This is a genomic window from Paraburkholderia sp. EB58 (assembly GCF_050436665.1).
Classification (GTDB): Bacteria; Pseudomonadota; Gammaproteobacteria; order Burkholderiales; family Burkholderiaceae; genus Paraburkholderia.
Map to the genome: position 1 here is coordinate 210,718 of NZ_JBNDMQ010000013.1, position 13,719 is coordinate 224,436.

The 13,719-nt window shown below is 61.4% G+C and carries 13 protein-coding genes; 11 read left to right on the top strand and 2 right to left on the bottom strand.

The genetic code is table 11. The annotated features are described in order from the left end of the window. Nucleotides 1-112: 112 nt before the first annotated feature. Complete coding sequence (locus P3T40_RS20855) at nucleotides 113-595, bottom strand: universal stress protein (RefSeq protein ID WP_429269622.1); 483 nt, start codon at nucleotides 593-595, stop codon at nucleotides 113-115. A gap of 289 nt (nucleotides 596-884) precedes the next feature. Between P3T40_RS20855 and P3T40_RS20860 the strand changes: the two genes are divergently transcribed. The 3 genes from P3T40_RS20860 to P3T40_RS20870 all read left to right on the top strand — a co-directional run bounded on the left by P3T40_RS20860 (nucleotide 885) and on the right by P3T40_RS20870 (nucleotide 3,804). Further along, nucleotides 885-1,574 (top strand): FadR/GntR family transcriptional regulator, encoded by a 690-nt coding sequence (locus P3T40_RS20860; protein ID WP_429269623.1) that lies wholly within the window; start codon nucleotides 885-887, stop codon nucleotides 1,572-1,574. Nucleotides 1,575-1,734: 160 nt separating this feature from the next. Continuing rightward, a complete protein-coding gene (locus P3T40_RS20865; protein WP_429269638.1) occupies nucleotides 1,735-3,276 on the top strand; it encodes an MFS transporter in 1,542 nt (513 codons plus the stop codon). A 198-nt stretch (nucleotides 3,277-3,474) separates the two neighbouring features. Continuing rightward, nucleotides 3,475-3,804 (top strand): XRE family transcriptional regulator, encoded by a 330-nt coding sequence (locus P3T40_RS20870; protein WP_429269624.1) that lies wholly within the window; start codon nucleotides 3,475-3,477, stop codon nucleotides 3,802-3,804. Here the strand turns inward: P3T40_RS20870 and P3T40_RS20875 are convergent. Then, nucleotides 3,788-4,492, bottom strand: a complete 705-nt coding sequence (locus tag P3T40_RS20875) for a helix-turn-helix transcriptional regulator (RefSeq protein ID WP_429269639.1) — start codon at nucleotides 4,490-4,492, stop codon at nucleotides 3,788-3,790. The two genes, P3T40_RS20870 and P3T40_RS20875, sit on opposite strands and share 17 nt — an antisense overlap. An 891-nt stretch (nucleotides 4,493-5,383) precedes the next feature. Here P3T40_RS20875 and P3T40_RS20880 point away from each other — a divergent pair. The 8 genes from P3T40_RS20880 to P3T40_RS20915 all read left to right on the top strand — a co-directional run. Next, nucleotides 5,384-6,325: a dihydrodipicolinate synthase family protein gene (locus P3T40_RS20880; RefSeq protein WP_429269625.1), complete on the top strand. Its 942-nt coding sequence runs from the start codon at nucleotides 5,384-5,386 to the stop codon at nucleotides 6,323-6,325. A gap of 43 nt (nucleotides 6,326-6,368) precedes the next feature. Continuing rightward, a complete protein-coding gene (locus P3T40_RS20885; protein ID WP_429269626.1) occupies nucleotides 6,369-7,949 on the top strand; it encodes an aldehyde dehydrogenase (NADP(+)) in 1,581 nt (526 codons plus the stop codon). Between the two features lie 41 nt (nucleotides 7,950-7,990). Beyond that, on the top strand, nucleotides 7,991-8,923 hold the full coding sequence (locus tag P3T40_RS20890) for an SMP-30/gluconolactonase/LRE family protein (RefSeq protein WP_429269627.1): 933 nt from the start codon (nucleotides 7,991-7,993) through the stop codon (nucleotides 8,921-8,923). Nucleotides 8,924-9,251: 328 nt separating this feature from the next. Then, entirely contained in the window at nucleotides 9,252-10,430 is a 1,179-nt protein-coding gene (locus P3T40_RS20895) for an extracellular solute-binding protein (protein ID WP_429269628.1), read from the top strand. A gap of 41 nt (nucleotides 10,431-10,471) precedes the next feature. Continuing rightward, the gene (locus P3T40_RS20900; protein ID WP_429269629.1) at nucleotides 10,472-11,551 is read left to right on the top strand and encodes an ABC transporter ATP-binding protein; all 1,080 of its coding nucleotides are present in this window, start codon (nucleotides 10,472-10,474) and stop codon (nucleotides 11,549-11,551) included. After that, complete coding sequence (locus P3T40_RS20905) at nucleotides 11,548-12,426, top strand: ABC transporter permease (protein WP_429269630.1); 879 nt, start codon at nucleotides 11,548-11,550, stop codon at nucleotides 12,424-12,426. The genes P3T40_RS20900 and P3T40_RS20905 overlap by 4 nt, the downstream gene beginning before the upstream one ends. Next, a complete protein-coding gene (locus tag P3T40_RS20910; protein WP_429269631.1) occupies nucleotides 12,426-13,394 on the top strand; it encodes an ABC transporter permease in 969 nt (322 codons plus the stop codon). The genes P3T40_RS20905 and P3T40_RS20910 overlap by 1 nt, the downstream gene beginning before the upstream one ends. Before the next feature lie 104 nt (nucleotides 13,395-13,498). Beyond that, a partial coding sequence (locus P3T40_RS20915) for a dihydroxy-acid dehydratase (protein ID WP_429269632.1) occupies nucleotides 13,499-13,719 on the top strand: 221 nt, incomplete at its 3' end.

The window sequence follows — 13,719 nt, forward strand, 5'->3', positions numbered from 1 at the left end:
GACGCGTGAAAAGGGTTTCCCCTGTTTGAGCGAGATCACGCGGCCGTGATGTTACGTCGCGCCCAGGGAACGCCGGGCGCCAGGTCACACTATGGCGCCTGGTTTACCTCGCTTAGGCGGCAGCGTCCGCCCGAGCGTCGGGCTCCTGTCCGGCAGCCGATGGAATCAGCAGTACCGGCAACGCTGCTTGCCGCACGCAGCGCTCCGCGACGCTGCCAAGAAAGAGCCGCTGGACGCCGCGGCGTCCGTGTGTGCCCATCACGAGCAGATCGGCGTTGAACGCGGTGGCGGCTTTCAATACGACGGTGGAGATATCGTCGATCGAGGATGCTTCGCCGACCGTCACTTCACCGGTGACGCCGCGCTCACGCATGGCCTGGTTGAACTCGGCGCCCAGTTCCTTGCCCTGCTCGATCATCCGGTTGCGCAGGATGGACGGGTCATAGCCCGGCGCCTCGAAGTACATCGGGGCGTTATCCACGACATAGAAAGGTTGGAGCACCGCGCCCATCGAACGGGCCAGGTTCAGGGCCGATTCAAATGCGCGGCGGGAGGTATTGCTGCCGTCGACCGCTACGAGGATACGTTTGTACATGTTGGACTCCGCGTTGGAAGGGTTCGTGGCCGGCTGCGCCTGATGCTGTTCTCCAATGGCGGCTTATTGCCGATTCCAGCTTAAATGATGGCCGAAGTATGTGCAGTTTTGTCAGGATGTAAATCAAACACTTGTCAAATTTCTGCGAGTAGGGTCATATAGTCTCCGCGCCGCCCAGCAGGCTTTTGCGGGCGTCGTTCGGGCCATTTGGCTAATTTTTGAGCAGGCAGCACGCACTGTTTGCCTTACAATCGTGGTCTATTCTGACAAGCAAACCCTTTCATCAATGATGAACGAGCGCAAATCGACGGGCTTGCCCGACAAGATCTACGGCGACATCCTGAACCGCATACTCGAAGGCGAGTACAAGGAAGGTGAGCGCCTGCCTACCGAGCACGCGCTCGCTGAACGTTTCGAAACCTCGCGGCCTACCGTGCGTGAAGCGCTGGCCCGGCTGCGCGCGGACGGCATCATCGTCACGCGTCACGGTTCGGGCACCACGGTCGCTCGCCGGCCCGATCCGGATGTGCGCCGCTTCGCGCCGCTCGAGACACTCTCCGATATCCGCCGCTGCTACGAATTCCGCATCGTCACCGAAGCCGGGGCGGCCGAGCTTGCTGCGGAGAAGGCCGAGGCGGAAGACATCGCCGCGATCCAGCACGCGTGGGACGAACTGGAGCGCATCGTCGAAACCCAGGGGATCGGCGCGAAGGACGACTTCTCGTTTCACCTCGCGGTCGCGCGGGCGTCGAAGAACCCGTTTTTCATTACCGTGATGTCCTTCATCGAAGAGCAGATCGTGTTCAGCATGAATCTGTCTCGCAACCTGTCGCTGGTGAAGACGGTCGAGCGGCAGCGGCTGGTGCAGGCCGAGCATCTGGCCGTACTCGAAGCGATCCGCCGCAAGGATGGTCCCGCGGCCGGCGATGCGATGCGGGCGCACCTCGAAAACGCGCTCGAACGGATGTTCGGTTCCTGAGTTCTCCCCGTCTTGCCGGGCCGCGTCGAACGCGGCCCGTTTTGTTTCAATCAGCCCGGCCTCGTGTCTGGCTTTTTCACGCCCTCTTGCACGCGTTAAGCCGCGTTGTCCCGAAGTGACTTCTCCCCGCCCTCTGCCTTTCCGTGATGCGCTGCTGGCGATGCTCGGCATCGCCCTTGTCAACATGCTGGTCGCGCTCGATCAGACCGTGGTCAGCACCGCCTTGCCGTCGATCGTTTCCGAGTTGCGCGGTTTCGAGTACTACGCGTGGATCGCGAGTGCGTACCTGCTGGCGTCGGTGGTGACGGTGCCGGTGTTTGGCCGGCTGGGCGACTATTTCGGACGCAAGCGTTTCGTGATTGCCGCGGTGATCGTCTTCACGGTCGCCTCGGTTCTGTGCGGCGTGGCGCCCAGCATGCCGTTTCTGGTGGTGGCGCGCGGTCTGCAAGGCGTTGGCGGCGGAATGATGGTGGGCACCGCCTTCGCCGCGATTCCCGATCTGTTCCCCGATGCCCGCGCCCGGGTGCGCTGGCAGGTGATCATGGCGGCGGCTTACGGGATCGGCACAGCGGCGGGGCCGTCGCTCGGCGGCTGGCTGAGCCAGCAGTTCGGCTGGCGCTCCACCTTCCTCGTCAACCTGCCGGTTGGTGTGTTTGCGCTGTATTTCATCTGGGCGCATCTGCCCAATTACCGGCGTGCGGTCAGCGGCCAGGTGCGCATCGACTGGACCGGCGCGGTGCTGGTCGCGCTGGTGCTTGGCGGCTTGCAGACGTTTATCGAAGCGGTGCCGAAGTCGGGCCTCACCACGGGCAATCTGGTGCTGGCGGCACTGGTCGTGCTCGGCGCCGCTGCGCTGCTAATCTGCGAGCGCAGCGCCTCGCATCCAATCATCCCGCTCGATCTGTTCAGGGATCCCCAACTCGTCACGCTGTTCACGCTGTCGCTGCTGTCCGGCTTTGTCATGTTTTCGCTGATTTTCTTCGCGCCGCTGCTGTTGCAGGGCGGTTTTGGCCTGACTCCGCAGCAGGCGGGTCTGCTCGCCACGCCTATCGCCGCCTGCATCGCGCTAGGCAGCGTGATCAACACGCGGATTGTGATTCACATGCCGAAGCCGACGCTGATCCTGTCAATCGGCTTCATGCTGCTGGTGATCGCCTCGGCCGGCATTGCGCTGGCGACGCCGGCCACGCCGCATCTTTACCTTGAACTGGCCATGGGCGCGGTCGGGATCGGGCTTGGCTTCATTCTCAACAACCTGAACGTCTTCGGCCAGGAGATTTCGGGCCGCGAGCGCTTCGGCATTACCACCGCGCTGTTGCAGTCCACGCGAATGGTGGGCGGCATGCTGGGCACCAGTATCGTCGCCACGATTATCAACCGGCGCTACGAGGCAGGTGTCGCCGAGTCGTTGCAGGTGCTCGGCGAACCGATCGCCTCCACGTGGCTGCCCAAACTGGCTGACCCGCGGATCCTGATCGACCCGAGCCTGCGCGGTACCTTACTGGGCGAGCTGGCGCACGCGGGGTTGGCTGGACCTGCGCTCGTGGAAGCGGCGCGCCGGGTGCTGGTTCAGTCCATCCATATCGGAGTGGTGCTCACCGGCGCCGCCGCGCTGATGGCGGCTTTCGTGGTGCGCCGGATCTCGCATATCACCTTTAAGCGCAGCAGCGGCAGCAACAGCGGCACGCCAGCAGCGCATTAATCGCTTTTCAGGGTGCGCCGTACGGCGCTCCTGAATCTTTTTCGCCTCTGCCGAACGAATCGCAGGCAATAAAAAACGCGTAAAGAGCCCTATGCACGTTGGGTCGGTTTTGCACCTACCTACCTGGATAGGTGTGTGGTCTTTCAGGGTCCCGCAAAATTCATACAAATAACGGCCAATCCACCTGAGAAACTCGCCATGGAATTACTCGAAAATCATTGGAAAGCACCTGTCACGATTCAAAACCGTACGGTCGACACCGCTGAAGAGACGCCATCCACGGTTGACCGCCATCTGATCATTGCTTACCGCAAAATGAAAAAGGAAAGCCAGCGGCGTTTCTGGGCACGCTTTGGCGTGACGCAATCGCGCGGCAGTCGCTTCGAATCCGGCGCAGAAATTCCGCCGCCGGTTTCAATCCTGCTGGGGCTCTACTTCCTGAAGACGGTTTCTGACGGCGATTTGGGCCGTGCTGAACGGGTGATTTATAGCCGCGACGCTGCCGCCTTGCTTAACCCGGGTCAATAAGGCCGAGCTGCGCGGCAATCACGGCTGCCGCGCGCCTTGAGTTCACTCCGAATTTCGCTCTGATATTCTTCACGTGGAAGTTCACTGCGGCTTCCGAGCAACTGAGAATATGTGAAATCTCCCAGGTGGATTTGCCGCGCGCGGTCCAGTTCAGGCATTCACGCTCGCGCGGCGTCAACTGCGGCATCACCGTCTTCGCATGCGTATGGACATGGCGGCTGCTGGTGTCGATCACCACATCGCGCAGCAGGGCGAGATTGGGCAGCACGCCGTCGATATGTGTCCAGAACGCGTCGTTCGTATTGAAGTTATTGGCGAAACACAGCATGCCGGCTTCCTGATTCGGGCCGTGGATCGGCAATGACAGGCCCGAGCGCAGCCCCGTCGCGCAGGCAAGCTCGTAGAGCGCCCGCTGTTGCCGGGTGGCAAACAGTTCCGGCGACCAGATCAGTGGCGCCGAGCGGGTCAGGCAATGAGTGACGACAGGATCGATATGTACGAAACCCTGCTCTTCATAACTGCGCTGCCACGCTTGCGAATACGTGCTGCGAACATAAGCATCTTCAAGGCGCATGCCCGGCCGCGGCAGCATCGCAATTAGAACCCGATCAAACCCCCAGGTGCCGGCGATCGCGGTGAGCGCGTTGAACCACGTCGTTTCGTCTGGGGCGTCCACCAGTGGCGACATTTGCTCGATAAAATGTAGCGACACTTCGTTCTCTCAATCGCAGCAGCCCGGCCGCGGGTTTCGTCGGCGCGAACTCGCGACCGGCATGGGTATTGGGCAGCAATTTATCACCGTTTATTACTCAACGGTTCAAAACGCAAAGTCAATCTCTTCTAATCCGGCTACTCGGATTCTCATCGCGCAGTCTATAGAAATCTAAAGATCTCTGGTCGACAAAAAATTTGCCTGGGCCGGTGGCCAGTTGTAAGACCTTACGGCCCGCGGCGCGCAGCGCCTCACAATTGTTAAATCAAATCCATCTGAAAACGATTTCCCCAACCGATTTAACAATTTTGGCGACGGATATTTGAACCGATCGGTATCATAGTTTCAAAGATCGACTGACGGCAATAAAAGTCCCGACGTTTTTCTAACAATAAAAACCGAATGTTTTGGCTCAAATGTACAGCGCGGTTCAAATCGTTCGCTGAACCAATTGCGTGATCCCGATAGAAACAGGGTTTGGGGAAATAGAGCGCCGTTCAATGCGGTCAAATTGACCGTTAATATACGATTAGGAATGTTTTACCTGGGCCGTTTTATTTGTCGCACTTTGACGACGGAGTGTCCGTATCATCGGATAGGGCGCCTCCGCTCCCGAACGACCTCCTGCGGCTACATGCCCCTCCGGCAAAAATGTTGTCATACGAAATTTCGAGGCCTGTGCGGTCCGGAAAAATCTCCCGCATCGGTCGTGCAACGCCCAAGCTGTAAGGAACTATAAGATTTCTTTTGCCTGACGAGTCACCGTCTGCGGAAGATGTGATCCGAATGCTTTTCAAATGTTGTTTGACAACATTGCGGGCTGGATGCTACCTTGGCATCAATTCTTCAATACTGTCTTGAGGTGCCATGAAAACTTCTCCCATCCTCGATAGCGAGTTCGCCGCCACCGTCATGGCTGTGCCGCCGCTGGCCCGCCGCGCCGATTACTCGCTCGACGCCGCCGAAAACCGCAAGCTGATCCAGCACATCGAGGCAGGCGGCGTGCGCACCTTGCTGTACGGCGGCAATGCCAACCTGTATCACGTTGCCGTCAGCGAATACCGCGAGCTGCTCGATCTGCTCGCAGAGAGCGCAGGCCCGGACACGCGGGTGATTCCGGCCATCGGCCCGGACTACGGCAAGATGCTCGATCAGGCGCGCATCCTCGCGCAGACCTCCTACCGCACAGCCATGGTGCTGCCGCTCGCCGGATTTACCACGTCCGAAGGCGTGGAAGCAGGCCTGACCCGCATCGTCGACGCAGCGGGCATCCCGCTCACGCTCTACATCAAGAGCGAAAACTATGTGGACGTCGACACGCTGGCACGTCTGGTGGAGCGCGGCACACTCATTGCCGTGAAATACGCTATCGTGCGCGACAACCCTGCCAAGGACGACTATCTGCGCCGCCTGCTGCAAAGCGTGCCGGCTGCGAAGGTGGTGTCCGGCATGGGTGAGCGTCCGGCACTGGTGCACGTGCGCGATTTCGGCCTCGCTGCCTGGACGACGGGCTCGGGCTGCATCGCCTCGCACGCGGTGACGGCGTTGTTGCATGCTGTCAAGGCCGGCCGCATGGAAGAGGCGCAAGGCATTTACGACGCTTTCATGCCGCTCGAAACCTTGCGGGACGAGATTTCGCTGATTCGCGTGCTGCACGATGCAGTCACGTTCTCGAAGATCGCCGACATGGGTCCGATGCTGCCGCTGCTGAGCTCGAGCCCACAGGAGGATCATGCGGGTATCGATCAGGCGACGCAGGCGCTGCTGGCATTCGAAGGCCAGTTTGCGCAGGCTTCCGCGGCGCGCTAAAGATCCAGCGGTTCAAAAGCTAAAAGGCTAAAAGGAATACATGATGCAGATCACCGGAGACATGTTGCTCGGAGCTTCCGCAGTGCGCGGAACTCAGGGCACGCTGCGCGCGTTTGACCCGGCGCGTAACACGGAAATCGAACCCGCATTTGGCGCGGGCGGCGCAGCGGACGTCGAGCGCGCCTGCGAACTCGCGGCCCAGGCCTTCGACGCCTACCGTCACGTCTCGCTCGAGACGCGGGCGCGTTTTCTCGAAGCGATTGCCGAGAATATCCTCGCACTCGGCGATGCGCTGATCGAGCGCGCGCACATTGAATCGGCGCTGCCGAAGGCGCGTCTCGAAGGCGAGCGCGGCCGCACGGTCGGTCAGCTCAAGCTGTTTGCATCGCTGGTTCGCGAAGGCCGCTGGCTGACCGCCACGCTCGATTCCGCGTTGCCGGAACGCAAGCCTTTGCCGCGTTCGGATCTGCGTCTGCAGAAGATTCCGGTTGGACCGGTCGCGGTGTTCGGCGCCAGTAATTTCCCGCTGGCGTTTTCCGTCGCGGGCGGCGATACGGCCTCCGCACTGGCGGCGGGCTGCCCGGTGGTCGTCAAGGCGCATCCGGCGCATCTCGGCACGTCCGAGCTGGTGGGCCGGGCGATCCAGAAGGCAGTCGCCGACAGCGGTCTGCCCGAAGGCGTGTTCTCGCTCGTGGTCGGTGCGGGTAACGAAATCGGCGAAGCGCTGGTCAAGCATCCTGCTATCAAGTCGGTGGGCTTTACCGGCTCGCGCCGCGGTGGCCTCGCGCTGGTCGAGATCGCCTCGAAGCGTCGCGAACCGATTCCCGTGTTCGCCGAAATGAGCAGCGTCAATCCGTTCTTCGTGTTCCCGGGTGCATTGGCAAAGCGCGCTGAAGCGCTGGCGAGCGCTCTGATCGACTCGGTCACGCTCGGCGTTGGCCAGTTCTGTACGAATCCGGGTCTGGTGCTGGTACTTGAGGGCCCGCATACGCGCGGCTTTATCGACGCGGCAGCGAAGGCACTCGCCAGCAAGGGCGAGCAGACGATGCTGACGGCAGGTATCGCTGCAGCCTACAAGGACGGCGTTGCACGACGCGTCGCGAACAACGGTGTGCAAAGCGTGGCGCAAGGCGCGTCCACGGACGCGACGTGTGCAGCATTGCCGGTGTTGTTCGAGACCTCGGCAGCGCAATTCCTTGCCTCGGCGCAGCTTGAGGACGAAATCTTCGGGCCGAGTTCGCTGATCGTCACCTGCGCGGACATCGGCGAAATGCTTAAGGTGGCCGAGCATCTCGAAGGCCAACTGACCGCGACGCTGCAGCTCGAAGCGGACGACTATGCGCTGGCGCGGCAACTGCTGCCGACACTCGAGCGCAAGGTGGGCCGAATTCTCGCGAACGGTTTCCCGACCGGCGTCGAAGTGTCGTACGCAATGGTGCACGGCGGGCCGTTCCCGGCCACTTCCGATGGACGCGCCACGTCGGTGGGCGCAACCGCGATCGAGCGCTTCCTGCGTCCGGTCTGCTATCAGGATCTGCCGGCCGAGTTGTTGCCCGAAGCGCTGCACGACGGCAATCCGCTCAACCTTTGGCGTTTGCGCGACGGTAAGCTGATGCAGGGTTAAAACCGTAACCTGACCACGCGCAGGCAACCAGAGGACATGGCATGACCGAGACGAACCGACGCTATCCCGACCCCGCTGTCCGCATCCTCGATCCACGGTTCAAGGATTTACGGCTGGCGTCGGCTTCGGTCGAATGCCTGTATCAGGGCGCGCGTTGGTCGGAAGGTCCCGTGTGGTTCGGCGATGGGCGCTATCTGCTGTGGAGCGACATCCCGAACAACCGCATCCTGCGTTGGGATGAGCAAAGCGGCGTGGTGACGCCGTTTCGCCAGCCTTCGAACAACGCGAACGGTCACACGCGCGATCGTGAAGGGCGGCTCGTCAGTTGCGAACATCTGACGCGTCGCGTGACGCGCACCGAATACGACGGATCGATCACCGTGCTGGCCGACCGTTATCGCGGCAAGCGCTTCAATTCACCGAACGACGTGGTCGTGAAATCGGATGGCTCGATCTGGTTCAGCGACCCGACCTTCGGTATCGACGGCTTCTACGAGGGCGAGCAGCAGGAGTCGGAGTTGCCGGCCTGCGTGTATCGGGTGGACGGACAGACCGGCGAGGTGACGGTCGTGATCGATGATGTGCTCGGACCAAACGGCCTCGCCTTCTCGCCGGACGAATCGATCCTGTACGTGGTCGAATCGCGCGGCGAGCCGCGCAAGATCCGTGCGTTCGACGTCGACGGCAACGCGCTCTCGAACAACCGCGTGCTGATCGACGCGGGTCCCGGCACGCCGGATGGCTTTCGGGTCGATGTCCACGGCAATCTCTGGTGCGGCTGGGGCATGGGCACCGACGAACTCGACGGCGTGCGCGTCTTCACGCCACAAGGCGAGGCGATCGGACACATTGCGTTGCCCGAGCGTTGCGCGAACGTCTGCTTTGGCGGGCGGCATCGCAACCGCCTGTTCATGGCGGCGAGCCATGGGCTGTACTCGCTGTATGTGAACACGCAGGGTGTGAAGGGCGGGTAAGGTGGCTGAGCGGGTGTCTAAAGGTAGCTGAGCCGCGAACCTGCGCCGATACCCGCGCTTGCAGTACCGAACCTGAAACGCACCAACTTGCCTAACAAGTGACGCGATAAATCCGCTTGGCACGCTTCGGTCTGCCTTTAGAGAATTTCCATCAAGACTATGTATAAAAAGGGTTTTGGCGTAATTTGAAGTGACACTCGCCTCGTGCCCTAACCGTGAATTGGCTTGACATCAACAGCAGGCCTTCGCTATGTTCCATTGAGAGACACGTACCGCCCGCACCGCGATTCGACCGGCGGACTTCCATACCAAGAAGCGAGGAGACGTAATGACTTTTTCTGGCAGTTTGTCGGTCAGGTTAGCGGGCTTATGGGTGGCGGTGGGAACGGCTTTCGGTGCGACCTTTGCGACGCCGGCCTACGCGGAACCGGTCACACTCAATATCGTCGACGTGGCGGGCGATCTTCAGTTGACGCAAAAGGGCTTCGAGGCGTTCAAGGCCAAGTACCCGAATCTCGTAGCGAACATCACGTACACGAACGCACCGGCGCCGCAGTTGCCGGGCAAGATCAAGGCGATGCAGGCGGCCGGCCGCTCCGATATCGATCTTGTGCTGACCGGCACTGACGCGCTCGCCGCCGGTATCCAGCAGAACCTGTGGATCAAGCTCCTGCCGGATCAGGCGGCCACCTTCCCGGGCGTGCTCGACAAATACGCGCCCGGTCCAAGCAAGATGCAGGGCCTGGCGCAGGGCTATGGGCTTGAAGTGGCCTACATGCCGGCTGGACCGCTGCTCGAATACAACCCGGCGAAGGTCAGCGATCCGCCGAAGACCCCCGATCAATTGCTGCAATGGTGCAAGGCGCATCCCAACAAGCTCATCTATGCACGGCCCGCGAACTCCGGTCCGGGGCGCACGTTCCTGATGGGCTTGCCGTATGTGCTGGGCGACAAGGACCCACGCGATCCGATTCACGGCTGGGACAAGACCTGGGCATTCCTCAAGCAACTGAACGACTGCGTGCCGTATTACCCCGGTGGGACGTCGGCGGTCATGAAGGAACTGGGCGAGGGCACCCGCGACATGACGGTCACCGTGACCGGCTGGGATATCAACCCGCGTGCGCTGGGCATCGTGCCGGCTGAATTCCGCGTGCAGGGTTTCGACAACATGACGTGGGTCGACGACGCTCACTACATGGTGGTCCCGAAGGGCGTGCCGAAAGAGAAGCTCGACGTGCTCTACAAGCTGATGAATTTCATGCTGGAACCGGCGCAGCAGGCGCTGACCTATGACGACGGCTATTTCTATCCGGGACCGGCCATCAAGGGAGTCACCGTCGATCAGGCGCCCGCGCATAGCCAGGACGTATTGAAGAAGTACGGCCGTCCGGAATATACGCAGATGTTGGCTGCGCATCCGCACGTTCTGCCGCTGGATGCCGCGGCGATGGTGGCTGCGTTCCAGAAATGGGACCGTGATATCGGTGCGCAGAAAACCCAATAGCTGTGAGCGGGCGGATGGTCGCCCGCAGCTTAGGAACCGCCATGAAGCCTCGTTTTGAGCAGTTGCGTCTCGACTCGGTGAGCCGCAGTTTCACGAATGCTGAAGGCCACCCCGTAGCCGCGCTGCAGGGCCTCGATCTGGACATCCAGCGCGGTGAGTTCATCGCGCTACTGGGACCTTCGGGATGCGGCAAGTCCACGGCGCTCAATTGCATTGCCGGTCTGCAACCGCTCTCGGGCGGCGGTATCTGGCTCGACGACACGCGTATCGACGTCCTGCCGCCCGAGAAGCGCGGCTTCGGCATGGTGTTCCAGAACTACGCGCTGTTTCCGCACATGTCCGTGCTCGATAACGTCGGCTTTGGCCTGAAGATGCGCGGCGTTGCGAAGAGCGAAGCGGTGCGCCGCGCGCGCGAGGCGTTGCAGCTCGTGCAACTGGTCGGACATGAACGCAAGTTGCCGGGGCAGTTGTCAGGCGGTCAACAGCAGCGCGTCGCCATTGCGCGAGCTATCGTGATCGAGCCGCCGCTCGTGCTGATGGATGAGCCGTTGTCGAATCTGGATACGAAGCTGCGCATCGAGATGCGCGCGGAGATTCGCCGCATCCATAGCCAGCTCGAACGCGCGACGATCTATGTCACGCACGATCAGGACGAAGCGCTTTCGATGGCCGATCGCATCGTCGTGATGAAAGAGGGCGTCGTGCAGCAGGTGGCGACGCCGAAGGAAGTCTATGGGCGGCCGAGCAACCTGCACGTCGCACGCTTTATGGGCTATCGCAACGTAATCGAGTTCGCGCTCGAAGGGATGCAAGGCGAAGCCGTTGCGGTGAGCAACAACGGTGTGCGTATCCTCGGCATACCGATGCACGGGTTCAACAGCAAACGCGTGAGCCTGGCCCTGCGTCCGGAAGATATGGAACGCAGCACGCCAGGTGTCGAGAACGCGTTCGACGCGCAAGTGCTGACCGTCGAATACGGCGGCCGCGATTCGCTGATTCGCGTGAAGTCGGCGTTCGGCGATCTGTGGGCCCGCGTCGCCGGCGACTTCGTAGAAGGCGAGCGCATCACGCTGCGCGTGCCACCTGCGCGCACGCTGGTCTACGACGGCGAAGCGCCATGAACGCATCCGCACTTTCGCCACCGCTCGCCGCGCACGACACCAAGGGCTGGCTGGTTGCGCCTGCGCTGCTCTTCATCGTCGCGCTATTCATCTATCCATTCGCGTACGGGCTGGTGTTGTCGTTTCAGCCGATGAATGGCGGCGGCGTATGGGCGAACTACGTGGCGTTCTTTACCGATACGTCGATGTGGCCCACCATCCTCGTCACGTTGAAGCTCGCGGTGCCCGCGACGTTGATCAACGTAGGCGTGTCGATTCCCGTAGCGTTCGCGCTGCGCCGCAATTCGCCTTACCAGAAGCTCGTCACTACGTTGCTGGTGATTCCGGTCACGCTCGGCACGGTGCTGATTGCCGACGGCATGCTCACGTACTTCGGACCGAACGGCTGGTTTCCGCAGGCCTTGCAAGGGCTGCATCTGTATACCGACGAAGTACGGCTGACCCACAATTATTGGGGTGTCCTGATTTCGTTGATCGTGTCGGGTTTTCCGTTTGCGTTTCTGTTGACGCTGTCGTACGTCACGGGTATCGACCCAACCCTCGCTAGCGCCGCCGCTACGCTCGGTGCAAGTCCGTGGCAGCAGTTCCGGCGCATTTATCTGCCGCTGCTGGTCCCCGGTCTGACGATGGCCGCGTGTCTGTCGTTCGTGCAGGCGTTCTCGGTGTTCCCTTCGGCGGTGCTGCTGGGCGCGCCGGCGGGGCCGACGCGGGTGATGTCGATTGCCGCCGCTGAGGCTGCATTCGAAAACTACGACTACTCGCTCGCCTCGGCTATCGCAATGGTGATGGGCTTCGTGCAACTGCTGGTGGTGGCCGGCATGCTGGGTGCGCGCCGCTTCTTCTATAGCGGACCGGTGACGGGAGGGAAGGGCTGATGACAACCGATCATCACGCCACGCATCCGTGGCCTGCCTCCGCGTCGCAAGAGGCGTCAAGCGGTGACGGCGAGGGCAATAGCACGGGCAGCACCGGCCGCAACCAGGGCGCTCAACCCGGTAAAGCGGTCAAGCAGCGCACTCCGCTTCCCGAGCGCGTCTGGAAAGTATTGGTGTGGGGCGCGATGGTGTTTTTCCTCATCAACGTCCTGCTGCTGATCGCGACGGTGGCAGTCAATTCGGTCGCGACACGCTGGTTCGGCACGCTGTTGCCGCAAGGCTTCACGCTGCACTGGTATGCGCAGGCATGGAGCGACTTCCAGTTGGCGAGCGTGCTGTGGGTCACGGTTGAAGTCGTCGGCGCGGTGGTGATTCTATCGGTGCTGCTTGGCGTGCCGGCTGCTTATGCGCTGGCTCGCGTGCAGTTTCCTGGCAAGCGCTTTGTGGTGCTGGTGTTCCTCTTGCCTTTGATGGTGCCGCCGGTCACTTACGGCATTCCGATGGCCACCGTGATGTACAAGGTAGGGCTCGCCGGCACCCTGCCTGGCGTGATCCTCGCGAACCTCGTGCCCGCGTTGCCGTTCGTGATTCTGGTGATGACGCCGTTCATCGAGCAGATCGATCCGAATCTCGAAGCCGCCGCGCGCATCTTCGGTGCGAACACGTTTCGCTATTTCCGTTATGTGCTGTTGCCGCTGCTGGTACCCGGCATGCTTGCCGCGGGTTTGCTGGTTCTGGTGCGCACAATCGGCATGTTCGAGCTGACCTTCTTTACGGCGGGGCCGGGTACGCAAACGCTGGTCGTCGCGCTGTACTACGCGGTGTTTTCAACCGGCGTGCGTGCACCGCAATCCATCGACGCGATGGCAATGATCTATATGGCGATCACGCTGGTGTGGGTGCTGATCGCGCTGCAATTCGTGAGCCCGACACAGATCGTCTCACGTGTGAAGGAACAGAAGCGTTGACCTGAAAGAGCGGTCGCGCGAGGCAGCGCGGCGGTTCGATCAACAACGGTCAGCGTGTTTGATTAACGAGTTTTGTAGCCAAGATATTTGCTGGAGAAACTGCTGTGACCAAGAGAAAGACCCCTGAAGAATTGCGCAGCCACCGCTGGTATGGCGTGAATGACCTGCGTTCGTTCGGCCACCGTTCGCGCACGGCGCAGATGGGCTACAGCCGCGAGGAGTACGCAGGTAAGCCGGTGATCGCGATCCTGAACACGTGGAGCGAGATGAACCCGTGCCACACGCACTTCAAGCAGCGCGTGGAGGAAGTCAAACGGGGCATCTG

Bases quoted from the DNA above. Each gene is read 5' to 3' on its own strand.
- P3T40_RS20855 (WP_429269622.1), bottom strand. From the start codon at position 595: ATGTACAAACGTATCCTCGTAGCGGTCGACGGCAGCAATACCTCCCGC.
- P3T40_RS20860 (WP_429269623.1), top strand. From the start codon at position 885: ATGAACGAGCGCAAATCGACGGGCTTGCCCGACAAGATCTACGGCGAC.
- P3T40_RS20865 (WP_429269638.1), top strand. From the start codon at position 1,735: ATGCTCGGCATCGCCCTTGTCAACATGCTGGTCGCGCTCGATCAGACC.
- P3T40_RS20870 (WP_429269624.1), top strand. From the start codon at position 3,475: ATGGAATTACTCGAAAATCATTGGAAAGCACCTGTCACGATTCAAAAC.
- P3T40_RS20875 (WP_429269639.1), bottom strand. From the start codon at position 4,492: ATGTCGCCACTGGTGGACGCCCCAGACGAAACGACGTGGTTCAACGCG.
- P3T40_RS20880 (WP_429269625.1), top strand. From the start codon at position 5,384: ATGAAAACTTCTCCCATCCTCGATAGCGAGTTCGCCGCCACCGTCATG.
- P3T40_RS20885 (WP_429269626.1), top strand. From the start codon at position 6,369: ATGCAGATCACCGGAGACATGTTGCTCGGAGCTTCCGCAGTGCGCGGA.
- P3T40_RS20890 (WP_429269627.1), top strand. From the start codon at position 7,991: ATGACCGAGACGAACCGACGCTATCCCGACCCCGCTGTCCGCATCCTC.
- P3T40_RS20895 (WP_429269628.1), top strand. From the start codon at position 9,252: ATGACTTTTTCTGGCAGTTTGTCGGTCAGGTTAGCGGGCTTATGGGTG.
- P3T40_RS20900 (WP_429269629.1), top strand. From the start codon at position 10,472: ATGAAGCCTCGTTTTGAGCAGTTGCGTCTCGACTCGGTGAGCCGCAGT.
- P3T40_RS20905 (WP_429269630.1), top strand. From the start codon at position 11,548: ATGAACGCATCCGCACTTTCGCCACCGCTCGCCGCGCACGACACCAAG.
- P3T40_RS20910 (WP_429269631.1), top strand. From the start codon at position 12,426: ATGACAACCGATCATCACGCCACGCATCCGTGGCCTGCCTCCGCGTCG.